The sequence below is a fragment of the Polynucleobacter sp. 86C-FISCH genome, assembly GCF_018882415.1.
In the GTDB taxonomy this organism is placed as follows: Bacteria; Pseudomonadota; Gammaproteobacteria; order Burkholderiales; family Burkholderiaceae; genus Polynucleobacter.
Window position 1 is genome coordinate 835809 of the sequence record NZ_JACVOL010000001.1, and the last position, 25199, is coordinate 861007.

General features: G+C 45.7%; 22 protein-coding genes and 1 riboswitch. Of the genes, 6 read left to right on the plus strand and 16 right to left on the minus strand.

The window, feature by feature from the left end:
• Positions 1 to 14: 14 nt before the first annotated feature.
• Positions 15 to 191: a DUF1289 domain-containing protein gene (locus ICN10_RS04090; RefSeq protein ID WP_082786336.1), complete on the plus strand. Its 177-nt coding sequence runs from the start codon at positions 15 to 17 to the stop codon at positions 189 to 191.
• 29 nt (positions 192 to 220) lie between these two features.
• Here the strand turns inward: ICN10_RS04090 and ICN10_RS04095 are convergent, their stop codons facing one another.
• Complete coding sequence (locus tag ICN10_RS04095) at positions 221 to 1204, minus strand: MDR family oxidoreductase (protein ID WP_216212968.1); 984 nt, start codon at positions 1202 to 1204, stop codon at positions 221 to 223.
• Between the two features lie 87 nt (positions 1205 to 1291).
• Between ICN10_RS04095 and ICN10_RS04100 the strand changes: the two genes are divergently transcribed.
• Genes ICN10_RS04100 through ICN10_RS04110 form a run of 3 tightly spaced genes read left to right on the plus strand, consistent with a single transcriptional unit; the run spans position 1292 to position 2788 of the window.
• A complete protein-coding gene (locus ICN10_RS04100; protein WP_216212971.1) occupies positions 1292 to 1588 on the plus strand; it encodes a hypothetical protein in 297 nt (98 codons plus the stop codon).
• 9 nt (positions 1589 to 1597) lie between these two features.
• Positions 1598 to 2098 carry a flavin reductase family protein gene (locus tag ICN10_RS04105; RefSeq protein ID WP_216212974.1) on the plus strand — a complete coding sequence of 167 codons (501 nt, stop codon included), beginning with the start codon at positions 1598 to 1600 and terminating at the stop codon, positions 2096 to 2098.
• A 27-nt stretch (positions 2099 to 2125) separates the two neighbouring features.
• Positions 2126 to 2788, plus strand: coding sequence for a glutathione S-transferase family protein (locus ICN10_RS04110; protein ID WP_216212977.1), 663 nt, complete (start codon positions 2126 to 2128; stop codon positions 2786 to 2788).
• Positions 2789 to 2806: 18 nt separating this feature from the next.
• On the opposite strand, the gene ICN10_RS04115 is transcribed toward ICN10_RS04110, so the two are convergent.
• From ICN10_RS04115 to ICN10_RS04155, 9 genes are all read right to left on the minus strand, one after another.
• Positions 2807 to 5842 (minus strand): efflux RND transporter permease subunit, encoded by a 3036-nt coding sequence (locus ICN10_RS04115; protein ID WP_216212980.1) that lies wholly within the window; start codon positions 5840 to 5842, stop codon positions 2807 to 2809.
• Between the two features lie 7 nt (positions 5843 to 5849).
• The gene (locus ICN10_RS04120) at positions 5850 to 7181 is read right to left on the minus strand and encodes an efflux RND transporter periplasmic adaptor subunit (protein WP_255536801.1); all 1332 of its coding nucleotides are present in this window, start codon (positions 7179 to 7181) and stop codon (positions 5850 to 5852) included.
• Entirely contained in the window at positions 7159 to 8643 is a 1485-nt protein-coding gene (locus ICN10_RS04125) for an efflux transporter outer membrane subunit (RefSeq protein WP_370626191.1), read from the minus strand. The genes ICN10_RS04120 and ICN10_RS04125 overlap by 23 nt, the downstream gene beginning before the upstream one ends.
• 352 nt (positions 8644 to 8995) lie before the next feature.
• The gene (locus ICN10_RS04130; RefSeq protein WP_216212985.1) at positions 8996 to 9862 is read right to left on the minus strand and encodes a hypothetical protein; all 867 of its coding nucleotides are present in this window, start codon (positions 9860 to 9862) and stop codon (positions 8996 to 8998) included.
• 109 nt (positions 9863 to 9971) lie between these two features.
• A complete protein-coding gene (glmS, locus tag ICN10_RS04135; protein WP_216212989.1) occupies positions 9972 to 11804 on the minus strand; it encodes a glutamine--fructose-6-phosphate transaminase (isomerizing) in 1833 nt (610 codons plus the stop codon).
• A complete protein-coding gene (gene glmU, locus ICN10_RS04140; protein ID WP_216212992.1) occupies positions 11804 to 13342 on the minus strand; it encodes a bifunctional UDP-N-acetylglucosamine diphosphorylase/glucosamine-1-phosphate N-acetyltransferase GlmU in 1539 nt (512 codons plus the stop codon). The genes glmS and glmU overlap by 1 nt, the downstream gene beginning before the upstream one ends.
• Positions 13339 to 14247, minus strand: a complete 909-nt coding sequence (ttcA, locus tag ICN10_RS04145) for a tRNA 2-thiocytidine(32) synthetase TtcA (protein WP_216212998.1) — start codon at positions 14245 to 14247, stop codon at positions 13339 to 13341. Before ttcA ends, glmU begins: the two co-directional genes overlap by 4 nt.
• Before the next feature lie 30 nt (positions 14248 to 14277).
• A complete protein-coding gene (locus tag ICN10_RS04150; RefSeq protein ID WP_216213001.1) occupies positions 14278 to 14673 on the minus strand; it encodes a dihydroneopterin aldolase in 396 nt (131 codons plus the stop codon).
• 23 nt (positions 14674 to 14696) lie between these two features.
• Positions 14697 to 15506, minus strand: a complete 810-nt coding sequence (locus tag ICN10_RS04155; RefSeq protein ID WP_216213004.1) for an SDR family oxidoreductase — start codon at positions 15504 to 15506, stop codon at positions 14697 to 14699.
• 25 nt (positions 15507 to 15531) lie between these two features.
• On the opposite strand from ICN10_RS04155, the gene ICN10_RS04160 reads away from it, so the two are divergent.
• Positions 15532 to 16719: a class I SAM-dependent methyltransferase gene (locus ICN10_RS04160; protein WP_216213008.1), complete on the plus strand. Its 1188-nt coding sequence runs from the start codon at positions 15532 to 15534 to the stop codon at positions 16717 to 16719.
• A gap of 9 nt (positions 16720 to 16728) precedes the next feature.
• Here the strand turns inward: ICN10_RS04160 and ICN10_RS04165 are convergent, their stop codons facing one another.
• Genes ICN10_RS04165 through ICN10_RS04175 form a run of 3 tightly spaced genes read right to left on the minus strand, consistent with a single transcriptional unit; the run spans position 16729 to position 20762 of the window.
• Positions 16729 to 17859 carry a polynucleotide adenylyltransferase gene (locus tag ICN10_RS04165; protein WP_216213011.1) on the minus strand — a complete coding sequence of 377 codons (1131 nt, stop codon included), beginning with the start codon at positions 17857 to 17859 and terminating at the stop codon, positions 16729 to 16731.
• On the minus strand, positions 17859 to 18767 hold the full coding sequence (locus ICN10_RS04170) for a complex I NDUFA9 subunit family protein (RefSeq protein WP_216213013.1): 909 nt from the start codon (positions 18765 to 18767) through the stop codon (positions 17859 to 17861). Before ICN10_RS04170 ends, ICN10_RS04165 begins: the two co-directional genes overlap by 1 nt.
• A gap of 36 nt (positions 18768 to 18803) precedes the next feature.
• A complete protein-coding gene (locus tag ICN10_RS04175) occupies positions 18804 to 20762 on the minus strand; it encodes a lytic transglycosylase domain-containing protein (RefSeq protein WP_216215153.1) in 1959 nt (652 codons plus the stop codon).
• A gap of 84 nt (positions 20763 to 20846) precedes the next feature.
• Between ICN10_RS04175 and ICN10_RS04180 the strand changes: the two genes are divergently transcribed.
• The gene (locus tag ICN10_RS04180) at positions 20847 to 21473 is read left to right on the plus strand and encodes a 5-formyltetrahydrofolate cyclo-ligase (RefSeq protein ID WP_216213018.1); all 627 of its coding nucleotides are present in this window, start codon (positions 20847 to 20849) and stop codon (positions 21471 to 21473) included.
• Here ICN10_RS04180 and metF read toward each other — a convergent pair.
• The 3 genes from metF to metK form a co-directional block, all read right to left on the minus strand.
• Positions 21462 to 22292, minus strand: coding sequence for a methylenetetrahydrofolate reductase [NAD(P)H] (gene metF, locus ICN10_RS04185; protein WP_068319806.1), 831 nt, complete (start codon positions 22290 to 22292; stop codon positions 21462 to 21464). The genes ICN10_RS04180 and metF overlap by 12 nt on opposite strands.
• A gap of 37 nt (positions 22293 to 22329) precedes the next feature.
• Positions 22330 to 23775 carry an adenosylhomocysteinase gene (gene ahcY, locus ICN10_RS04190; RefSeq protein WP_216215155.1) on the minus strand — a complete coding sequence of 482 codons (1446 nt, stop codon included), beginning with the start codon at positions 23773 to 23775 and terminating at the stop codon, positions 22330 to 22332.
• A gap of 61 nt (positions 23776 to 23836) precedes the next feature.
• Positions 23837 to 23942: riboswitch (S-adenosyl-L-homocysteine riboswitch) on the minus strand.
• Between the two features lie 67 nt (positions 23943 to 24009).
• Positions 24010 to 25176 (minus strand): methionine adenosyltransferase, encoded by a 1167-nt coding sequence (gene metK, locus ICN10_RS04195; protein WP_068319810.1) that lies wholly within the window; start codon positions 25174 to 25176, stop codon positions 24010 to 24012.
• Positions 25177 to 25199 lie beyond the last annotated feature (23 nt).

The following is a 25199-nucleotide window of genomic DNA, read 5'->3' on the forward strand; positions in this document are numbered from 1 at the left end:
CTTCTAGGTTTGCTTTGACAACAGTTCCATCGCCTTGCATTAATTGGTGTGACATTAATCCTGAAAATGGTTACTGTCGTGGCTGCTATCGTACCCTGAATGAGATTGCCGATTGGTCGGATATGACCAATCCCGAGAAGCTTGAGGTTTGGGCGCAACTATCTATTCGCAAACCCCAAGCACCGCAGTAAAACTTCTTTATATAACTCTACTTCTTTCTTTATTTATTAACGTCGACAATCAAGCGTCCACGTACATTGCCTGCCATTAATTCTTGCGCATATTTAATGGATTCTTCAAGCGAAATTTCATGTGAGATTTCATCCAAAGTTTTCAAATCTACTAACTTGCTTAGTTGCTCATAGGCAGCAATTCTTTTTGCACGTGGCACGGTCACGCTATTGATGCCGTAAAGAGTAACGCCTCGCAAAATAAATGGCGCAACAGTAGATGGAAAATCCATGCCTTGCGCTAATCCACAGGCTGCTACGGCACCATCACTCTTGGTTTGTGCACAAGCATTTGCCAAAGTATGACTACCGACGCTATCGACAACAGCAGCCCAACGCTCTTTTGCCAGCGGCTTACCGGGTGCAGATAGAGCGGCACGATCAATTACTTCGGCTGCACCTAATTTTTTAAGGTAGTCCGCTTCAGCCATGCGACCAGTACTAGCTACAACAGTGAAACCCAACTTACTGAGTAGCGTAATTGCAAAGCTGCCGACGCCTCCAGCAGCTCCTGTTACCAACACTTCACCATCACTTGGCTTAAGTCCATGCTTTTGTAGTGCCATGACACAGAGCATCGCGGTATAGCCAGCCGTACCAATTGCCAATGCCTGTTTGGCGGTAAATCCTTTTGGTAACGGAATCAACCAATCAGCCTTCACACGAGCCTGCTGCCCCAGGCCGCCCCAATGTCCTTCGCCCACTCCCCAGCCATTGAGAAGCACCATATCGCCAGCCTTAAAGTCGGGGCTAGTGCTTTCTATCACCTCACCCGCAAAATCAATCCCAGGCACCATCGGAAAGCTACGCACTACTGGACCTTTGCCGGTAATGGCTAGGCCATCCTTATAGTTCAGCGTGGAATACAGCACCTTTACACGAACATCGCCTTCTGGGAGGCTAGCCTCATCTACCTGGGCCAATTCTGCGCGATAGCCTTGATCGTCTTTATTTACCAATATTGCTTTAAACATGTCTCATCCTTTTAGAGCGAGGTATTTCCCCGCAGCAATTGCTTAATAGGTTTATCCTAACGAGCATTGCTGATTATGGAGGTTTCCATGAAAAAAATTCTACTATTAACTACGATTTCTGGCTTGTTGCTGTCTGGGTGCTATTCAACCCAGGTCAACATGTCGATGGGCAACATGCGCCTCATTAGCTCTAGCGCAGCGCCACAGGATGTCATGGATTTCGCGACCAAGACCTGTAGAAGTGATTTCTATGAAGGCGCCAGCTTTTTATCTAAAGCGGGTAAAGAGTATCGCTTTAAGTGCGTAAAAGCTGAAGAAAACGAAATCTTGATTCCTATTCCCGGCACAACCATTGCAGCTGCTGCAAAAACTGAAGCAAAGTAAACAAGACTAATGACCCCATTTACCTCACAAGAGCTGCGCAAAGGTTTTTCATCATTTGCAACTGGGGTCACTGTCATCACCTGCCTGGATGAAGAAAATAATTCCCACGGCATCACCATTAGCTCATTTAATACGGTCTCGCTCGAGCCACCACTCATTCTCTGGAGTCTGAAAAAACATTCACGCCTCATGCCTTGGGTTGAGCTTGGCAAAAAGCACCTGATTCACGTTCTGGAACGCTCTCAGGAAAGCCTAGCAATGCATTTTGCTACAGTGAAAGTGGATCAATTTAATGGTATTGACCATAAGCTAGCAGCTAGCGGGCTTACTCAAATTGATCATTGCGTAGCCTATTACGAATGCGAAACTGTTTGCGTTCATATTGGCGGTGATCACAACATCATCGTTGCCAAAGTCATTAACTTAAAAAATCATCCGGAACGAGAGCCTCTCATCTTTGCGCGCAGTAAATTTGTTGGTCTCGATTTCACAGAAATCAAATCTAGCTAATAACAGCTACCTTCGCAAGGAAATACCATGATGCGTTTATGGGGTCGTAAAAGTTCTATTAACGTACAAAAAGTATTGTGGTGTCTTGCAGAGTTGGGTCTTAAAGAAGGCAAAGATTTTGAGCGTATTGATGCTGGCCTGCACTTTGGGGTCAACAACACGCCTGAGTTTTTAAAACTCAATCCAAATGGTCTGGTACCAACACTCGAAGATGGTGATGTTGTGCTCTGGGAGTCCAATACCATCATGCGTTACTTGGCACGTCAACATGACAAAGCTGGACGCTTTACTGCAGATATCAAAACCCAATATGAATCCGAGAAATGGATGGATTGGCAATTGGGTACGATGTGGCCAGCGCTACGTATTGCATTTTTGGGGCTAACCAGAACCCCAGAAGCTGAACGTAATCACCAAGCTATTCTGAAGGGCTACCAAGAAACCAATCGACTACTAGGCATGCTCGATCAAGTGCTAGCCAAACAAAATTACTGCTCAGGCAATCAATTTCAGATCGGCGATATCGTTCTCGCCCTTTGTGTCAGCCGCTGGATTCTGTTAAACAAAACCTTCCCACAGCAAACTGGAGAGCGTGCAGATCTCAAGAATATTGATGTATGGCTAAAACGCCTCGAAGAAGAAACTTGCCTTAACGATATTGCTGAGAAAGAACTCAATATCGTTAAGTAGTTTTTTTGATCTGTATTTTTACTGCTGCTTAAATTTCTTAGCGTGGTGATCGGCACCAATAAATAGATACATTGCTGGCACTACAAAGAGTGTGAACAATGTGCCAATCGATAAGCCGGTAAAGATCACAATACCCATAGACTGTCGACCAGCAGCGCCAGCACCTGAGGCGATCACCAATGGCAACACACCCAAGACCATCGCAGCAGTTGTCATCAAAATAGGGCGCAATCGAACACTACTAGCCTCTACGATGGCATCAAGCTTACTGCGTCCAGCTTCTTGTAATTCATTAGCAAATTCCACAATCAAGATACCGTGCTTACTAATCAAGCCCATCAGTGTGACTAAGCCCACCTGGGTATACACGTTTAAGGTGGTGAATCCTAGATTAATAAAGATCAAGGCACCAAATAAAGCTAACGGCACAGAAACCAAAATCACAATCGGATCACGGAAGCTTTCAAACTGAGCCGCAAGCACTAAGAACACAATCAAGATTGCAAAGAACATGGTGACTAAGAAGCCACCAGACTCAGCCATAAATTGACGTGATGGGCCAGCGTAGTCCATGCTGTAACCATTAGGCGCAACTTCTTTCAAAGTCTGACGCATGAACTCTAGCAAATCCGCCTGTGAGATAAATGGTGTGCTTACGCCTGAAATCGTTGCAGAGTTCAACTGTTGGAAGTGATTAATTGATTGAGGCACTACTCTTTGCTTAATGGTTGCAATCGTGCGCGCCTGAACCATAGCGCCACTTGGAGTACGGATGTAGTAATCCAAGATTTGATCTGGATTTAAGCGATCAACTTGCTTCACTTGTGGAATTACTCGATAAGAGCGTCCGGCTACCGAAAAGTAATTCACAAAGCCACCACCTAAAGCGGCGGAGAGTGATGCGCCGACTTGCTGTTGAGTCATCCCCAAAGCCGCCACTTTTTCTCGATCAATTTCCAAGACATCCTGCGGTTTATCAATCTTTAAATCTGAATCGACGAAGAAGAAGTTACCGCTTCGACGCGCCTTATCTAGAACCGCTTGCGACACTTCATTCAGCTGTGCATACGATTCTGTAGTGTTGATCACCACCTGAACTGGCAAGCCCTGCGCACCAGGCAATGCTGGAAACTGGAAAGCTGCTACACGTGCGCCTGCAATCGTATTCCACTTCTGTTGCATATCTTCTTGAAACTTAGTGGCATTGCGCTTACGCTCACCCCAGTCCTTGAGCAAAATACCGCCAAAGCTAGAAGTTGGACTTGTGATCTGAAAGGCCTGCTCATACTCTGGTTCTTCAGCAGCAATTGCGTAAATTTGATCCGCATAAGTCTGCATTTGATTAACCGTACTATTGGGCGGTCCGGACGCTTGCATCAAAACAATGCCTTGGTCTTCTGTTGGCGCTAATTCAGCACGTGCAGTTGCATACAGATAGGCAACACCACCTAGCAAAATGACGCCCATCACAATGATGACTTGCCAAGTGCTCAATAATTCACGCAAAGTGCTTTGATAGCTGTGATGCACCTTATCAAAGATGCGATCAATCTTTTGCACAAATGATGAGGCCTCTTGTTCTTCAGTGAAAATACGAGAGCACATCATCGGCGATAGCGTTAACGCAATCAATCCCGAAACCGCCACTGCGCTAGCCAAAGTAAACGCAAATTCCGTAAACAAGGCGCCGGTTAAGCCGCCCTGGAAGCCAATTGGGATGTACACCGCAATCAGCACGACCGTCATCGCCAAAATAGGGCCGCCTAATTCGCGCGCAGCAATTAATGAAGCCTCTAAGGGCGACTTACCTTCTTTCATATGACGGTCAACGTTTTCCACCACGATGATGGCGTCATCAACCACAAGCCCAATTGCCAGCACTAAGGCCAAGAGAGTGAGCAAGTTAATGGAATAACCCAACACCTGCATTAAGAAGAATGTACCAATAAGAGACAAAGGCATTGCAATGACTGGCACTGCAACAGCACGTGCACTACCCAAGAAGAGGTAAATCACTACGGTCACAATGACCAAAGCCTCCAACAAAGTGGAGACCACTTCATCAATAGAGCTAGTAATAAATTTGGTTGAGTCGTAAACAATCTTGCCAGTCATACCAATTGGCAGTTGCTTCTGAATATCAGGAACTACATCTCGGACTCGTTGTGCTACATCCAATAGGTTGGCTTGTGGCGCTACCTTAATCGCAATAAAGACTGAGCGCTTTCCGCTAAAGGCTACGTTAGTGTTGTAATCCTCAGAACCCAATGTAACAGTGGCCACCTGCTCCAAATAAACGATATTGACGCCGTCTTTTTTGATAACCAGTCTACGAAACTCGTCGAGCGTATGTAAATCAGTACCAGCAACTAAATCAACTGCCACCATATCGCCTTTAGTGCTGCCCACGGCTGATAAGTAGTTATTTGCTGACAAGGCGCTATAGACATCATCCGCGCCAACACCCAAGCCAGCCATCTTTTCACGATCAAGCCAAGCACGTAAGGCGAACTTACGACCGCCAGTAATTTCTGCGTTTTGAACACCCTCAACAGAATCCAACTTTGGCTTTACAACACGCAATAAGTAATCGGTAATTGCATTATTGGGGATTTCATCGCTATAGAAACCCATGTACATTGCAGCGGTAGATTGACCAACCTGCACTGTCAAAATTGGCTGCTGTGCTTGGGGTGGCAGCTGATTCTTAACCGCACTAATTTGTGTTTGTATTTGCGTTAATGCTGCGTTTGAATCGTAATTCAACTTTAAAGTGGCAATAATGGTGGAGACACCACTCACACTGGCTGAAGACAGGTAATCAATACCTTGTGCCTGCGCTATTGAGGCTTCTAGCGGCTGTGTAATAAAGCCTGCGATAGTCTCAGGATCCGCTCCATAGTAAGCGGTGGTAATGGTCACAATCGCGTTTTGTGTTTGCGGATATTGATTTACTGGCAAAGAGCCAATTGCTTTCAAGCCAAATATCAATACCAGCGCGCTCACCACCATGGAGAGCACCGGCCTACGGATGAATATATCAGTCCAATTCATCTGCTAATTATTCCTGTGGCTTTGGATCTGGTGAGTTCGCTGGCAGCACCTTATTGTTAATAATTAGTGGTGTGCCATTCTTTAACTTCAGCTGCCCACTGGTAACAACGGTTGCTCCCTCATCAACGCCTTTGAGAATAGCCACTTGATCGCCACGCGTTAATCCAGTTGTGACAAATACTTGTTGCGCCTCAAGAGCAGGATTGCCTTTCTTATCCTTCTTGCCAGTTGGTTTGGCAATAAAGACTGTCGAACCATAAGGGTTATAAGTAACTGCTGTTTGAGGAAGCGTTAAGTACTTCACCTGATCGCCAAGCTTGATGTTGACGTTAGCAAACATGCCCGGCAGAATTTTCTTATCTGGATTGGCTAGTTGAGCTTCAACCTGAATATTGCGGGTATTAGTGTCCACTTTTGGACTAACGGCCGTGATCTTGCCTGTGAAGCTCGCATCTTTAAATGCATCAGTTGTCACCACCACCTCTTGGCCAACCTGAATTTGCTCAGCATTATTTTGCGGCAAATTGAAATCTACAAAAATTGGATCCAAAGTTTGTAGTGTTAGCAACTTATCTCCAGGGTTCACATACTGACCTGGATTGATAGCGACAATACCGATGCGCCCACTAAATGGCGCTTTCAGATTCTTCTTGGCAACTAATGCAGTCTGCTGCTCAACCTGAGCTTGCTTCGATTTAGCATCTGCAGCACTCGTATCAAATACGTTTTTGCTAATTGCCTGAATTGCCAACTGCTGCCTATCGCGCTCATTAATCACCTTGGCCAAATCTGCCATGGCCTTTAATGAATTTAACTGTGCGACATCAGAAGTGTCATTTAACTTAATCAGTAAATCACCCTCTTTGACATCCTGCCCAGACTTAATAGGTACCGTTTGCACAAGGCCGCCCAATTCAGTGCTGAGCTCAACGCCCCTAAATGCACGCACATTACCCACGCTCGTTAATTTAGGTTGCCACTCAGCAGACTCAATCACCATGGTGGATACCGTTGCTGGAGGTAAGCCCATACCAGCAATGAAATTCTTAATTAAAAAAGTCTTTAACTGATTAAAAGCAAAAATTAAACCTAGCAACAGAAACACGCCACAAAGCATGATGGTCATACGGCGAGGTAGTGGCTCCATAGCCATTAATTTTTCATGTGCTTTAGTACCGCGCCATTTTTGCCCCATGCGAGCCCAAAATGCCTTTGCTTTTTCCCAAAGAGCAATGGCTCTCTCGCGCAATTTCCACTCAATTGCCTTGTGTTTTGTCCATGCCCATAAGGCAAGAACTAAAGCAATGAGCTTGTTCTTAATTTTTTCCAGAAGTTTCATTTTGATCTTTGTTCGCTATGTCTTTTGGTTTAAAAGCGGGGCCTTCACGATTCCACCAGCCACCACCCAGCGCTGCAAATAATGCTGCTGTATCTGAGAAACGAGTTGCTTGTGCAGAAACAGATTTCACTTTTGCTTGTTGATACTGATTTTGGTAATAGAGCACTGCTAAATAACTTGCTGTGCCTAACTTGTATTGCTGCTGTACTAAATCTAAAGTTTCATAGGCATAACGCTCTGCGTCTGATGCTGCCTTGAGCGCCTGAGCACCAGTCTCTAGAGCTCGCAGTGCATTAGCCACTTCTTGAAATGCATTTAAGACAGTTGCCTGGTATTGAAAAGCAGCTTGCTCGTAATTAGCAATTGCGCCTCGACGTTGCGCCAATAACTGGCCACCCTGGAAAAGCGGCTGCAAGATACCGCCGCCGAGAGTCCATAAAGATGAGTTGGGCCCAAATAAACTACTTGATGTCAGCGCTGCAGCGCCAATCGATCCGGTGATATTAAATTGCGGCAATAGGTTGGCTGTTGCAACACCCACAAAAGCGTTCTGTGCTTTTAGTTGTGCCTCTGCAGCACGCACATCAGGGCGCTGGCGCACCAGACTGGAGGGCACAGAGAGAGGTAACTTCTCTGGTAATTTTAAATTTGCCAAATCAAATTTAGCAATATTTGCATTGCTTGGAATCTCACCCACCAACACAGCCAACTGGTTGCGTGCAAATGCTAGATTTCTTTCGTAGTTGAACAGATCTACTTGAGAGCTTGAAACCAATGTGCGCTGGGATGTGACGTCAACTTTTGAAACCGTACCAATCACTAATTGCTTCTCGGTTACTTCAGCAAGATTAGTTTGAGCTTTCAAAATTTCTTCTGTGGCCTGCATCTGTGCGCGAAGAGCTGCTTCCCTCACGGCACTAGTTACCACATTGGCTGTTAAAGAAAGATAGGCGCCTTCTAACTGAAACTGCGCCACTTCTGCTTGTGCACGCGCACCCTCAACCGCTCTACGAGCGCCACCAAAGACATCTAACTTATAGGTCACATTGACTGAGGTGTTGTAAAGGTTATAAGTATCGGTGCCATAGTTCAAACCGTAAACAGCTGATGGCTGCTTCTGTCTTAAAGCATTTGCACCAACACCAATTGCCGGGAAGTACTGTCCGCCAATTTGTGCATTGACGTTTTCTTGGGCTGCGCGGAGTGCCGCATCAGCTGCACCCAAATTTGGATTTTGCTCAAGCGCTTTTTTAATAAGGGCATCAAGCTCAGGAGATTTATAAAGCTCCCACCATTGCGCTTCAATATCAGCCCCCTCAACAAACTCTTGATCACTACCACCAGGTACACCAGGAGCAGGTGTGAGTTTTTTAGTAAGAGGGGTTTCAGTATATGAAGAGGTCTTCGGCGCCTCAGGTTGCTTAAAGTCTGGGCCAACCGCGCACGCAGAGAGAACCGCCACACAAATTAGTGGGATTAACTTCAAACTTGGGCTTGGGCTTATCAACGAAAACATGAGTTGCAACAAATATCCTCTTTTACAAGAGTTATTTGAACACAAAAATGCAATCAGGGCTCCGTAAAGCCCTGATTTATCTACTGAATTTTGTTCACAACTTTAGGTCAATGTCAAATTTCGAAACGCCTACTTGAAACAACCATTTCCGAATGTCGTTGAACCGAGAGTTGGGGTTTGATTGCAGGAAGCGGCGGCGGCAGAATTGCCACCACTGGAGCTAGAACTGCTGCCTCCACCTCCTCCACAAGCAGCAAGCAATGCAACGCTCGCCAGGATAGTAATAAGTGTCTTCATCTTATTGCGCCATTGCCGCCATAGATGGAATACTGTTCAAACCATTAGAAGAATTATTGGCTTGTACCCGATACATTGCTCCAACTGCGCCAGAACTGTCTGTGAATGATGTTGTGCCTGAGCTAACAGTTCCGATACTTGTGTAAGCTCCACTCACTTTCTTTAGAACAGTGAATCCTGTAGCCGATCCATTTGATACATCCCTCCAACTCAGAGCAACTCCACCACTACCTGCAGTTGCTGTTAAACCTGTTGGAATATTTGGCGGTTGATTAACAGCAATACAAGAAATGAATGTCTGACCAGACACGGTATGAAATTCATAAGGAGAATTTTTAATTAACTGAAGAGCTTGACCATTTCCGCCCGTACATCCACCAACGCCAGTAAGCAAAAGGGTTGACTGAATAACCTTGGCCGAGTAATTTATGCTCGTAGTTCCAGAACATCCGCCGGTATGATTCTGGCTTGTACCGCCAAACCTCGCATTAGTTGTAGTGTTAAGGCTGGTGCCGCTATTTGTGAAGGTCCATGTTTGAACTAGCTTATAAAGGCCAGTTGCGCTATCCAATACAAAACTTCGCGCCCCAGAACCAACAGCAGAATTGGAAATTGTTCCCACTGCAGTTGAATCTGCATCATAGGTAGTACAGGTCCATGCCCCATTTAACTCTGACTCGCTACTGAAGCCCACCACCACATTTTGTAATCGAGAAAACAAGTCGTTCATAGTGTCAGCTGAAATAACTTGCCCATCCTGAAATGTATACGGAATAGCGCTATCTGTTGCATGGCTTACAACTCCCACAGCAATACCAGCCCCAGTAAATAAGCCAACTAAATAAACAGCAATACGCTTCATCTTCATGACAGATCCCTAATAAATAAAGTTATGGATGAAATAGTAATGCAAAAATTTGTAAATTGTTTTAGATTTTTGAAAAGGTTCATTCTTTCACAAAATCAGTGAAGGCAGTCTATTCGACAGTAACGCTCTTAGCCAAATTTCTAGGCTTATCCACATCAGTACCGCGTGCACAGGCTGTGTGATATGCCAACAGCTGTAGAGGTACTACGTGCAGGATAGGTGAAAGATTGCCATAGTGCTCTGGCAAGCGGATGACATTAATGCCATCACTATTAACAATCTCGGTGTCATGATCAGCAAAAACATAGAGTTTGCCGCCACGCGCTTTCACTTCTTGCATATTGGATTTGAGTTTTTCTAGCAACTCATCTTTTGGAGCAACTGTCACAACTGGCATCTTATCTGTCACCAACGCAAGCGGTCCATGCTTTAACTCCCCAGCAGGATATGCCTCTGCATGGATATAAGAAATTTCTTTCAGCTTTAAGGCGCCCTCTAGTGCGATTGGGTAATGCAGGCCGCGACCTAAGAAGAGCGCATTTTCACACTTAGCAAATGCGTCGCTCCACGCAATAATTTGCGGCTCAAGAGCCAACACTGCATGCAAGGCTTTAGGAAGGTGACGTAATTCGCGAAGTAATTCTTTTTCTTTTTCAGCAGAGATTCTGCCGGCACGTTTCGCTAATGAAACTGCCAAGAGATACAAGGCCAAGAGTTGCGTAGTAAATGCTTTCGTTGAAGCAACACCAATTTCAGCGCCAGCCTTAGTTAAAAAATGCCAATCCGTTTCACGAACCATGGCACTACTAGCCACATTGCAAATTGCTAAAGTGAATTTATGTCCCAAGCTTTTGGCATGACGTAAAGCAGCCAAGGTATCAGCTGTCTCGCCAGATTGCGAAACAACAACAATCAACGTTTTTGGATTGGGGACGGTAGTCCGATAGCGGTACTCACTCGCAATTTCTACTTGCGTCGGAATACCAGCGATGTCCTCTAACCAATACTTAGCAACACAAGCGGAGTAGTAGCTAGTACCACAAGCCAAAATCAAAATTTGATCGAAGGCTTTCCAGTCTTCAGGACTTGCATTAAATAATCCGGGACCAAATTCAGCAATGTTGGCAAGCGTATCGCCAATCGCACGAGGTTGCTCAAAAATTTCTTTTTGCATGTAGTGCTGATACGGCCCCAAATCAACCGAGTCGGCTTGCGCCGGCATAGGCTTCAACTCTCTTTGGGCAGGCTTGCCCGCTTGATCAATCACCTCAACACTATCTGCCTTGAGAACTGCAACATCACCCTCTTCCAAATACAGCATGGAATGAGCACGGCCAGCCAAAGCTAGGGCATCAGACGCTAAGAAGTGCTCATGGTCCCCTATTGCAACCACTAGAGGTGATCCGACGCGTGCGCCCACCAGGGTGCTTGGGTTGTCTTGGGCAATTACGCCGATAGCATAGGCGCCATGCAATTTTGGGAGCACTGCTCTAACCGACTGTGCAATATCTTTTTGTCCGCTAGCAACATATTGCTGATGAACTAAATGCGCGATCACTTCAGTATCAGTTTCAGAAGTAAACACATATCCAGCAGCTTTTAATTCTGCGCGAAGTGATTCGTAGTTCTCAATAATGCCGTTATGAACAACCGCGATTAATCCATTGGAAATATGTGGGTGAGCATTTTGTGTGTCTGGCTTGCCGTGAGTTGCCCAGCGTGTATGCGCAATACCGAGGGTGCCAATAAAATCCTTGCCTTGCTCAGCTAACTCCGAAACGCGTGCCGTAGTACGCGCCCGTTCAATTGGGTGTTTAGCATCATTGCCATTGATGACCGCAAAACCACAAGAGTCGTAACCGCGGTACTCTAAGCGGCGTAAGCCCTCAACCAAAACATCAACAATATTTTTATGGGAGGCTGCGCCAACAATACCGCACATTATTTTTTACCTTTTATAGTTTTCTTAACTACTTTTTTAACCACTTTATTCGTGGTCTTCTTTGCTGATTTTTTTATTACTGCCTTTTTAGCTACCACTTTTTTTGCGGCCGGCTTTTTAATAGTGCTCTTTTTTTCTTGCTTTACAGGGCGCTGCCACTGCAATGAAATTTGCTTTGCTCTCGATACAGTCAACTGATTTGCTGGCGCATCTTTGGTGAGTGTCGTACCGGCACCCAATGTGGCGCCACGGCCTACACGCACTGGCGCAACGAGTTGCGTATCTGAGCCAATAAAAACATCATCTTCAATAATCGTTTGATGCTTGTTAACGCCATCGTAGTTGCAAGTAATCGTACCGGCACCAATATTGACGCGTGAACCAACAATAGAGTCGCCAACATAAGCCAAATGGTTAGCCTTGCTATTGGCAGCAATTTTGCTGTTCTTCACTTCAACAAAGTTACCAATATGAACATCGTTTGCTAAATCTGCGCCTGGGCGTAAGCGAGCATATGGGCCAATCAGAGATTGATTGCCAACTTTTGCACCATCTACATGGCTGTATGCATGAATCACTACGCCCTTACCAATAACGCTATTGCGAATCACACAGTAAGGACCAATCTTTGTACCAGCATCTAAAGTAACGCAGCCTTCAAATACACATCCCACGTCAATTGCTACGTCTGTACCGCACTCCAAAGTACCGCGCACATCAATGCGCGCCGGATCAGCAAGAGATACGCCTGCATCCATTAATTGATTGGCGATATTAAGTTGGTGAACGCGCTCAAGTGTAGCCAGTTGATCGCGACTATTAACGCCAACAGTCTCAAACTCATCATCGGCCTGTGTTGTCCGAATTGGCACGCCATCTTTGACTGCCATGGCGATCACATCGGTTAAGTAATATTCGCCCTGTGCATTGCTTGCACGCAAAGCCTTTAACCATTTTTTTAATGAGTTCGTTGGCAGCACCATGATGCCGGTGTTGATTTCTTGAATCTGTTTTTGCGCTGGAGTTGCATCTTTCTCTTCAACAATCTCTTTTACTGAGCCATCGGCATCGCGCACGATACGGCCATAACCAGTGGGATTGCTTAAGTTTTGCGTCAGGAGTGCAAGCGCACTATCTTGACCTCGCACGCCATCCGCTAATTTTGCTAATTTAGCGAGAGTCTTTTTTGTTGTCAGTGGAACGTCACCGTACAAAACTAGTGTGGGCTCTTGAACATCTAATTTTGGTAACGCTTGTAATAAAGCGTGACCGGTACCCTTTTGCTCGGCCTGAAGTGCAGTCACCACTTTGCTAAAGCTTGGATTTTCTTTGCTGGAATTTAATAGAAATGATTTAACGTCTGCCGCTCCATGCCCAACAACGACAACGGGGCCTGTTTTTGCCTTCTTATCCTGCAGCGAAAGTGCGGTACTGAGAACATGCTGAAGGAGGGGTTTGCCTGCTAGATTTTGCAGGACCTTGGGCAGAGCGGATTTCATCCGCTTTCCTTGCCCAGCAGCCAAAATGACGATATTCATAAAGGGGGATTATAAGTCCCCGGAATCATGGTTCCACAGGCTAATTCGTCTAATTCCGCCTCATCAATCGCCTTGTCGCCAGCAGATCTAGCGGCAATTCCAGTGAGTTCGGTAGAAATCTCCAGGTTTTTGAAATCAAAAGCCTCCCCATCCATCAAATGGGATGGGACGATATGGTGCATGGAGCGAAATAAGTTCTCGACTCGACCTGGGTGCTTTTTCTCCCAGTCGCGCAGCATTTCTTTCATCACTTGGCGCTGCAGATTGGGCTGGCTGCCACAGAGATCACATGGAATGATTGGGAAGTTCATATCTGTCGCATAACGCTCTAGCAACTTCTCCGGGACATAAGCCAATGGGCGAATCACAATGTGCTTGCCATCATCAGACCTTAGTTTTGGTGGCATACCCTTGAGCTTGCCTGCATAAAACATATTGAGCATCAAGGTTTCTAGGATGTCATCACGATGATGTCCTAATGCAATCTTTGTTGCACCCAATTCATCTGCCACGCGATACAAAATTCCACGACGCAAACGTGAGCACAATCCACAAGTAGTTTTGCCTTCAGGGATCACACGCTTCACAATGCTGTAAGTATCTTGCTCTTCAATGTGATATTGAACGCCCAAACCCTTTAAGTAATTAGGCAATATTTCTGCAGGGAAGTTGGGTTGCTTTTGATCTAAATTCACCGCGACGATTTCTAAATTGATTGGCGCACGCTCACGCAACTTCATCAAAATATCGAGCATGGCGTAACTATCTTTACCGCCAGATACGCACACCATCACCTTATCGCCATCTTCAATCATGCCAAAGTCGCCAATGGCTTGGCCAACCAAGCGACAGAGTTTTTTCTCTAACTTGTTTTCTTCGAAGACAGCTTTACGAATATCGCCCATAACTATTACGTTCTTTTCTACACTGTTGCTCTAAGACGTTTTAATACGAAATACTTCAACACCCACTGAGTGGCAATCTGGATACACATCAGGCTTAGCCGTGCTCACTCGTGCAGCCAATACCTTAGGGTGTAACAGCATGGCTGTCACGATGTCATCACAGAAGGTTTCCTGCAAGTGGATATGCCCCTGAGAGGCCCTAGCCTTAATGGTTTCACGCATAAAGTCGTAGTCCACCACTTCATCCAGTTGATCGTTCGTTGGCGTATTCATTCCGAGAGGAATGTAGAGGTCTACATTCAAGATAACGCGTTGCTCTGCTTTTTTCTCAAAGTCATGAACGCCGATGTTGATATAGATTTCATAGTCACGCAAAAATAAGCGACGGCAGTCAACAAGAGCAGGATGAGAAAGAATAGCGTGCATGAATATTTGCTTTATAAAAATACTTAATTGGTTTTGAACATCACATCGCGAGTAGAGGGCAATAAATGCTGTCCACCATCTACATATAAAGTGGTCCCAGTAATAGCGTTGGATTCCGCTAAAAATACTGCTGCTTTTGCAATATCCGCAGGTGTTGAAGATTTTCCTAATGGCGTCATTTGATGCGCCTTAGAAAAACCATCATTCGTTTGATCGCCAGATGGGAGCGAGATTCCAGGCGCCAATCCAACCACTCGTAGATGCGGCGCAAAATCCATTGCCAATAATTCAACTGAAGAAAGTAGCGCAGCTTTTGATAGCGTATAAGATAAATAATCTGGATTGAGATTAATGAGTTTTTGATCTAGCAATTGAATTACCGATGGAACAACCTCTGATCTGTTTGACTTGCTTTTTTGACATTCAAACATCAGTTGAGATAACAAAATTGGTGCCGTCAAATTAACCTGCATATGCTCTTGTAAGCTTTTTCCGCTTAAAGGAGTATCTGAACTGGCGCGATCATATTCAAAAATAGAGGCACTATTGACTAAGCAGCTCAGATGCGGAAAAGCATTGCTGACTGCTTTAAAAAGATTGGTCGTTGAGACTTCATCAGCTAAATCTGCCTGAAAAGCCTGTGCTTTAACTCCGAATCCCTGAATTTCTTCAACGGTTTGGACAGCCTCTTGGCCTGATCGCCCATAATGAACAGCAACATCCCAGCCCTGACGGGCAAACTGCAAGGCAATTTCTCGACCGAGACGCTTTGCGGCGCCAGTCACTAAAACTGCCTTTGGTTGCTGGGATGGGGATGTTGAACTAGGGTTCAATTAAATTCTCTTAGACTAGCGAGCTATGGATATTACCTTGACCAGCCTTGAAACGGAGCATAGTGCTCTTCTAAAGGCCAAAATATCCTCTCAAATCGCCTCCCAGGGCGGCTGGCTACCCTTTTCTCGCTACATGGAGATGGCCTTATATGAGCCCGGTATGGGCTATTACAGCGCGGGGGCCCATAAGCTAGGTGCTGGGGGTGATTTCACTACCGCCCCTGAGTTGAGCCCCTTATTTGGCGCGGCTATTTGCTCAACCCTCCTACCGGTACTTGAGGGCCTAAAAGACAAAGGTTTGCCCACACAAATTTTAGAGTTTGGCGCAGGCACTGGAAAGCTAACCACATCCATACTCACACGGCTAAATGACCTTGGATTTCAATTAGACCGTTACGACATTATTGAAATTTCGCCAGATTTAGCGCAGCGTCAACAGGAAAGAATTAATGCAACGGTTAAACAACTTAGTCTAACAACGCAATGTCATTGGCTGAGTGAATTACCTAAAAATTTCAAAGGCATCATTCTTGCTAATGAAGTGATCGATGCCATTCCGTGTGATGCCATCATTTTTAAAGATGGCTTTTGGTATTGGCATGGAGTTGCTCTCGAGAATGAGGCCCTCACTTGGAAAGCGGGTTCACCCATTGAACAAAAGTTGCTTCCCGAGAGTTTATTAAGCGGCAACTTCTCTGAGGGTTATGTCACTGAACTACACACACCGGCAAACGCTTGGATGCAGCAAGTCGCAAAGCATTTAGAAGTTGGCTTGTTTCTGACATTCGATTATGGCTTTCCAGAGAGTGAGTACTATCACCCTCAAAGACTTGAGGGTACGCTGATGGCTCATCATCGTCATCATGCGATTCAAGACCCCTTTTATCTCCCAGGTCTTTGTGACCTAACAACGCACGTTGATTGGTCACAGATTGCACGTAGTGCATTGACAGAAAATGTAGATGATGTGTATCTCACTAATCAGGCTGCATACCTGCTAGATGCAGGCATTGGCGATATCGCACTTGAGATTGGCGATCCTAGTGACCCAGAAACATTTCTTCCTATCTCGAACTCTCTACAAAAACTATTGTCCGAGGCGGAGATGGGTGAACTCTTTAAGGCCTTTGCATTTTCTAAGAACTTAGAAAGTTTGTTGCCCGGCCATGTCCTTGAAGATCTGCCTGGTCTACGCGGCAGAAATAGGCTCTAGTAACTTGTTTTAAGAATTTAGCGCTGCAGTAATTGCAGCTAATCTTGCGGACTCAAAAGCGCTGCCAATACGCTCACCATTAGATCGGTCCTCTGCTGCAATGCTTGCAATAATTTCTGCGGTATTGATTGCTTGGGCGTTCTTCATTGCATCTGCTATAGGCAATGCATTCATCCCCAACTTATCAGCAAGATTCAAAGTCGCTTGAGCGCGATCTGGCTTGCGCCACAGATCTGCACGATTAAACCAAGCCAAAATATCTGTAGCTTGATAAGGATGATTGAGGTATTTATTCACTAAAACTCTTAGGTCGCTAAAGATTTCAGAGTAATCACGCACTTCGATTGGCATACGAACACAATCAGCCCAAGAGCGAATTTCACCAGCAGGCAAATCCATCAGGGTAATTGCGCAACGCTCATCCAAGCCATTGCTGGCGCATGAGAAGTGCGTAATTAACGCCTCGCGAAAAGACTCTTCAGATAACTTGGCAACCAATGTCGTCGGTAATAACGTACTAGCAGCGCCCGTATTTAATAGGACCTGAAACAAATGCATGGGCTTCGCAGCAACCAAGCCCCTAGCTAGCTCCTGCCAAATACGCTCGGCCGACAAAGTCTTTAACTCACCCGACTGAACAATTGCCTTTAACGCTATGAGCGTTTCATCGGCAATCCTAAACTCTGGGAAACGCGCAGAGAATCGAGCGATACGCAATAGACGTAGTGGATCTTCTGCAAATGCATCGGACACATGCCGAAATATTTTGGCGGCTAAATCTTCTTGACCGTTATAAGGATCAATAATTGGTCCAAACTGTTTTCCGTCTGCGCCTACCTCTTGCGCCATTGCATTAATTGTTAAATCACGACGCTCTAAATCTTGCTCCAAGGTAACGGAAGGATCGGCATAGAAATGAAAGCCTTTATAGCCTTGGCCCGTCTTGCGCTCAGTGCGCGCAAGTGCGTATTCAGCCTGGGTCTCTGGATGCAAGAAGACTGGGAAATCTTTTCCTACAGGGCGGTAGCCCTTCGCAATCATTTCTTCTACGCTGGAACCCACCACAACATAATCAATGTCGTGCACAGGCAAACCCATCAGGGTGTCCCTGATAGCGCCGCCTACTGCATAGACTTTCATTACTGCATGCCCTCTAGGCTACGACGACTCATTTTGAATACTGCCGTCAGTGCATCGACACCGTTTGCGGGCAAGGTATTGGGCAACTGCATAGAGGCAATATTGTCGCGAGACATTAAAGTGGGTCCGGGCAAGAACTCAAATGCGAGCGCCTGCAAATAACCCACAAAAGCGGGTACCGGAATAATGGCGCAACTTGTTTTTGCTCTACGAGCGGCAAATTCAACGATTTCTTTCATCGTATAAATCGTTGGGCCCACCAAATCATAAGATTGATGAATTGTTTGTGGCATTGATAAGGATTTCACAAAAGCAGATGCAACATCATCCACACTCACCGGCTGAAACTTAGCCTGATGGTTAGCTAAAGGCATAGCAGGGAATAGCTTGGTCAATTTAGAAAATAAATTAATAAATTGATCTTGTGAGCCAAAGATGACTGATGGTCTAAAGATGGTCCAATCTAAATTACTTGCCTTGACTGCAGCCTCACCATCGCCTTTGCTGCGCTGATACATAGAAGGGCCATTAGAATCTGCGCCCAGTGCACTCATGTGCAAATAGCGCTTTAAGCCATGTAACTGCATCGCAGTAATAATATTTTTTGGCAAATCTACGTGAGCCGCCTTAAATACTTTTCCATAAGGCTGAGCTGGCTTGTCATGCAAGACACCTACCAAATTGATCACTGCTCCATTTTTATCAATACGCCCACAAAGACTTTGCAGTTCATCAAAATCATGAATATCAGCATCTTCAACGTGGACCTTAGGCAGCATTCGTAATTCACGTGCGGCAGCCAAGTGGCCTGTTGGGATCAATACAGAATAGCCTGCAAGCTGGAGTTGCGCCGCAATCACTCGCCCTACAAATCCATTGCCGCCAATCAGAAGGATGTCGTATTTCATATGAGGCTCTCTTTGCCTGGAGGGGCAATTAATTGTTTAAGGAAGTTCAGATTGAGTTGCAGCCTTCGGCGCAATTACACCCAATCGTTGCTTTAAAGATTGTGTTTGGCCATTCATTACAGATGAATAGTAATTCGCATTGGAGAGAACATTCTTCACATACACACGTGTCTCAGTGAATGGAATGGTTTCTGCAAAGATAGCGCCTTCGGTTGGGCCTGATAATTTTTCACGCCAAGCTTTTGATCGAGAAGGCCCTGCGTTATAGGCTGCTGAAGCCAAAACCCAAGAACCATCCAGATCCACGAGAACCATATTTAAATAATTACTACCCAATGTCAGGTTGGTATTAGTGTCGCTCAGCTTGTCATTGGTGTAATTCGTCATGCCAATTTTTTTGGCTACGTACTTAGCAGTATTGGGCATCACTTGCATTAACCCGGAAGCACCAACAGAAGAGGAGGCATTCATGATGAAGCGCGACTCCTGACGAATCAAACCATATGCCCAAGCAAGATTCAAATCGATTTGGCGCGCAATGGGGGATAGCTCTTCTTTAAATGGTGTTGGGTAACGCAAACTAAAGTCATGTTCTTGCTTTGTACGATCAGCGGTATTCACAACACGGTCATATAGATGAATACGCTTCGCATACTCAGCGGCAGCCAATAACTGCTTATCAGTCATGTTGCGCAATTCCCAGTTCCACTCGCGATTACCCTCAAAGCGCAAGTTCATGGCGTATAAGCGCTCACCACGAATAAAGCCTTTACGACTTGCCATTGCATCAATCTCTTGCTCAGTCACCTTAGTCTTAGCGGGCGCATGATTTGATTTACCTAACTCTTCACGCGCCAGTTGACCGTAAAAGTTGTATTGATCAGCAATCAACTCAAAACTGTCTTTGGCTTTAGCGTCCTGGCCTTCCGCTTTTAATGCGCGACCATACCAATAAGTCCATGCGGGATCTTTAGCGCGCACCGCTGGATTCATGCCATCAATCGCGTTCTTTACTAGGGACCAGTCTTTGGCACGTAATCCAGCTCGCACTTTCCACTCTTGAGATTCAACTGAAAGCAGCTCGTTGTAGCCAAGCTCCTGCTGTAAACGATAAGCATCATCCGCATTGGGATCCAACTTCTTAGCCAAAAACTGCCCGATCACACCCCATGCAACTGCTTGGTTCTCTTTACTGTAGCGCGATGCATTTTGAGAAAAGTCACGATACGCTTTTGCTGGATCTGCCTTAGCAGATTTCACAATATCTCCTATCGGATCTTCGCCACCAAGGCGGCGCGCCATGGTGTCATAACCCCTTTCACTGGCAGCGCGGCCAATCGCCTTTGCTTCGCTAGGAGACATGCCGCCAGCAGCAACTAGTGAGGGCACTAACTCTTGGCAAGCCTGCCCAAAGTAACCCGGGTCCAATAAGACTGAGCGCGAATCAATTGCTAGCTTAGTTGGGTTCTCGCCCTGAGATAGCTTAGATAGCAAGGAGTAGCACTTCACTTGCGTATCGTCATCCAATACAAATTTAGCGTACTCAGCATCAAAGCGCGCCCAATCTCTGCGCTTACCCAAAACCAAAAGCCAATCATTGCGCATACGATCTGCCAGGGCTGTGCCTTGATATTGATTTAAGAACGCAACGACTTGAGCATCCGCGCCATAGTCATTACGTGCACCTCCAGCGCTATCAAACAACTGTGGCTTGATGCGGAAATAAGTTACGTAATCATCAAATGGATAGTTGGCTAAATTTGAAGAGAGTTGCTGAGTCCGAAATACATCGTTCTTTTTTGCAGCCTCACGCAGATCAATAAACATCCGATCGGTATCGGTAATTTCTGCGGGAGCAGCTTTGCTCTCATATGACTTAGGTAGGCTTGGCTTTTTGGCTTTTTCTGCAAAGCTACTAGACGTGCCAAGCGCTAGGCCCAAGATCAAAATCTTAGCCATCAAAAGGTGCTTGCTACTGAAAATTGCGGACTTCATTCTTGCCATCTAACCCTATATCTATTTACCTGACTGTGGCCAGGCAACAACTTGATTACTATATCCTTTAATTTTCGCCTGATAATGATCGATATGCACGGTAATTCAGCAAAAACTCTTCGTCAAAATTTATTGAACCAGCGGACTATGTTTGCTGCCGAGCACGATTACGCTCAAATTCAAGCGCGCCTCATCGATCACTTAAATGAACTGCTATCGGAACAAGGCGATTCCTGGCAATCTATCGCTCTATATTGGCCTATTCAGGATGAGATCGATTTGCGCTCTGCCTTGGTGGCTTGGGCTAAAAAAGCCCCCAATAGGACTCTTTCACTGCCATTTGCGCGCCCCGATAAACATCTGGATTTTTATGAATGGCGCCAAGGGGATCAATTAATTCAAAGCAAGCATGGCGTACCAGAGCCCAACCCAGAAAATCCTGCACGCCCGCAACTGACGCCTGACTGCATCCTCATCCCCTGTGTTGGCTGGTCTTGCTCTGTAGTTAACGGCAAAACACATTACTGGCGCCTAGGTTACGGTGGCGGATACTTCGATCGCACTCTGGCACAGCTACGAAAAAATAACCCAAACCTCATTTGCATGGGGATTGGGTTTAATTGGCAAAAATTAGATGATTCTCAATGGGCTGCTCAAACGCACGATGAGCCATTGGATATGCTCCTGACGGAGTCTGGATTACTTCGTTAAATCTAAGTTATCTGCAATAGCCAAAACTGCATCAGCCTGATTGAGCGAGTAGAAATGAATTCCAGGTGCGCCAGCCGTCAATAACTGGTCACACAAGTCAGTCACCACCTCTTCGCCAAATGCACGAATAGAGGCAATGTCATCGCCATAAGATTGAAGACGCAAACGAATCCAGCGCGGAATTTCTGCGCCGCATGCATCTGAGAATCGCAATAACTGGCTGCTATTGGTGATCGGCATAATGCCCGCGATGATCGGCTGAGTTACGCCCTGGTCATATGCCTCATCAACAAAACGGAAGTAGGCGTCACTGTTATAAAAATACTGGGTGACCGCAGAGTTCGCGCCCGCTTTCATTTTTTGCACAAAGAAATCCACATCACTCGCAGGGGACTTTGCCTGTGGATGCGTCTCTGGATATGCAGCTACATCGATATGAAACCAATCGCCTGTTTCTGCGCGAATAAATTCAACTAATTCATTGGCATGATGAAACTCGCCATACTGGCCCATGCCAGATGGTAAGTCACCGCGCAAGGCCACAATACGCTTTACGCCTAACGCTTGATATTGCTTGAGCATCTCGCGCACGCTTTCACGTGAGCTACCAACACAAGATAAGTGGGGAGCAACTGCTGCACCGGCAGCATGAATATCGCTCACTACTTTTAATGTGCCAGACTGAGTAGAACCACCGGCACCAAAGGTCACGGAATAAAACGTAGGCTTAAGCGTTTCAGAAAAACGCTCACGCACAAGATGCAACTTACTCTCACCTTCAGGTGTTTTTGGAGGAAAGAATTCGACGCTTAATTCCATGATTTTGGGCCTAGATATCTATTGAACAGTGATTGGATTAATAACGGTAGTGGTCAGCCTTATATGGGCCTTCCTTTGTTACGCCAATGTAAGAAGCTTGCTGATCTGACAACACAGTCAACTCTGCATTGAGAGTCTTGAGCTGTAAACGAGCAACCTTCTCATCCAAATGCTTAGGCAATGTGTAAACACCGACTGGGTATTTATCTGTACCTACTGCATTCCACAATTCAATTTGCGCAATCACTTGATTTGCAAATGAAGAGCTCATTACGTAAGAAGGATGTCCTGTACCGCAACCGAGGTTAACCAAACGGCCTTTAGCCAAAATGATGATGCGCTTCTCAGGCTTGCCATTGGCTGCTGGGAAAATCACATGATCAACTTGTGGCTTAATTTCTTCCCACTTGTATTTTTCAATACCAGCAACATCGATCTCATTATCAAAGTGGCCGATGTTACAAACGATGGCTTGATTCTTCATCTTAGCCATATGGTCATGCGTAATCACATGGTAGTTTCCTGTTGCAGAAACAAAGATGTCTGCTTTGTCAGCAGCGTAATCCATAGTTACAACACGGTAACCTTCCATCGCAGCTTGCAATGCGCAAATTGGGTCTACTTCAGTAACCCATACTTGAGCAGACAAAGCACGCAATGCTTGTGCAGAACCTTTGCCCACGTCGCCGTAGCCGCAAACTACTGCAACCTTACCGGCAACCATCACGTCAGTAGCGCGCTTAATCGCATCAACTAAAGATTCGCGGCAACCGTAGAGGTTGTCGAACTTGCTCTTAGTAACGGAGTCGTTTACGTTGATTGCTGGGAACTTCAAATCGCCCTTGGCAAACATTTGATACAAGCGATGTACGCCTGTAGTGGTTTCTTCTGTAACGCCTTTTACTTTTTCCAAGCGTGTTGAATACCAAGTCGGGTCTTGCGCCAATTTCTTCTTAATGGCTGCGAACAAAATGGTTTCTTCTTCGCTAGTTGGGTGATTCAAGCAAGCTTGATCTTTTTCAGCGCGTGCACCAAGGTGCAACAACAAAGTAGCGTCGCCACCGTCATCCAAAATCATGTTTGTGTAGCCGCCGTCAGCCCACTCAAAAATACGATGGGTAAAGTCCCAGTATTGCTCGAGGGTCTCGCCCTTAATCGCAAATACAGGAGTGCCATTAGCAGCGATTGCCGCAGCAGCATGATCTTGTGTAGAGAAAATATTGCAAGATGCCCATTGCACTTCAGCACCAAGTGCCTCGAGTGTCTCGATCAATACTGCAGTTTGAATGGTCATATGTAATGAACCAGTGATGCGTGCACCGCGTAATGGCTGTTGTGCAGCAAACTCGTCGCGAATAGCGATCAAGCCAGGCATCTCAGTTTCAGCAATCGCGATTTCTTTGCGACCAAAGTCAGCCAAAGTGATATCAGCAATCGCGCAACGAGTTGCAACAAAGTTATTTAAATCAGAAACGGTATTCATTAATGCTCCAGCTAAATACGATCCAATGCTGGAGTAGAAACTCGCTAGCCATTGAATCATGGGTTAGCGAGCGCGGTTGCAATTAGCAAACTCCGTTTAGGAATCCACTCCCTTCAAGCCTGGGGAAGTACTGGGTCTCAGTATTCCTTGCAACGCTCCTTGAAGGTATGCCGTAATTGTAAACAATTACGGCATATTTCACCTCAATACACCTACAAACTGCGTATTTTCTACTTATAGACCTGCTGCGGCACGTAATGCAGCCGCCTTGTCTGTTTGCTCCCAAGTAAATTCTGGCTCCTCACGACCAAAGTGGCCATAAGCAGCAGTCTTCTTATAAATTGGGCGCAAGAGGTTGAGCATCTTCACGATGCCCTTTGGACGCAAGTCAAAATGCTCGGAAACTAATTGAGCAATCTTCTCATCGGAAATCTTGCCTGTGCCAAATGTGCTCACCATCACTGAAGTTGGTTTAGCAACACCAATCGCGTAAGAAATCTGAATCAAGCACTTGCTTGCCAAACCAGCAGCAACTACGTTCTTCGCAACATAACGACCAGCGTACGCGGCAGAGCGGTCAACCTTAGACGGATCTTTACCAGAGAAAGCGCCACCGCCGTGAGGAGCTGCGCCACCGTAGGTATCCACAATAATTTTGCGACCAGTTAAACCGCAATCGCCTTGTGGACCGCCGATAACAAAACGACCTGTTGGGTTAACCAAGAAGTTAATCGCACCTTTGATCAAATGCTTAGGCAATACTGGTTTGATGATTTCTTCGATTACCGCTTCGCGCAATTTTTCGAGAGAAATATCTTCATCATGCTGAGTAGACAACACAACTGTATCGATAGAGTCAGGCTTGCCATCCACATAACGCAATGTCACTTGTGACTTTGCATCAGGGCGCAACCAGTTCAAACGGCCATCACGGCGCAATTGGGATTGACGCTCAACTAAACGATGTGACAAGTGAATTGGCAAAGGCATGAGCTCTGCAGTCTCATCACAAGCGTAACCAAACATCAAACCTTGGTCACCAGCACCTTGATCTAAGCCATCATCATGAGCTTTATCAACGCCTTGAGCGATATCAGGACTTTGCTTGTCATAGGCAACCAATACTGCACAGCCTTTGTAGTCGATACCGTAATCAGTATTGTCGTAACCAATTTCACGCAATGTATTGCGAGCAACCTGGATGTAATCAACGTTTGCATTAGTAGTGATTTCACCAGCCAAAACTACTAAGCCGGTGTTGCACAATGTTTCTGCTGCAACGCGTGCAGTTGGGTCTTGAGCCAAGATGGCATCGAGAATCGAATCAGAAATTTGGTCTGCTACTTTATCGGGGTGACCTTCAGAAACAGATTCTGAGGTAAAGAAGTAATCGTTTGCCATTGCATATTCCTTTAGTAATTAAC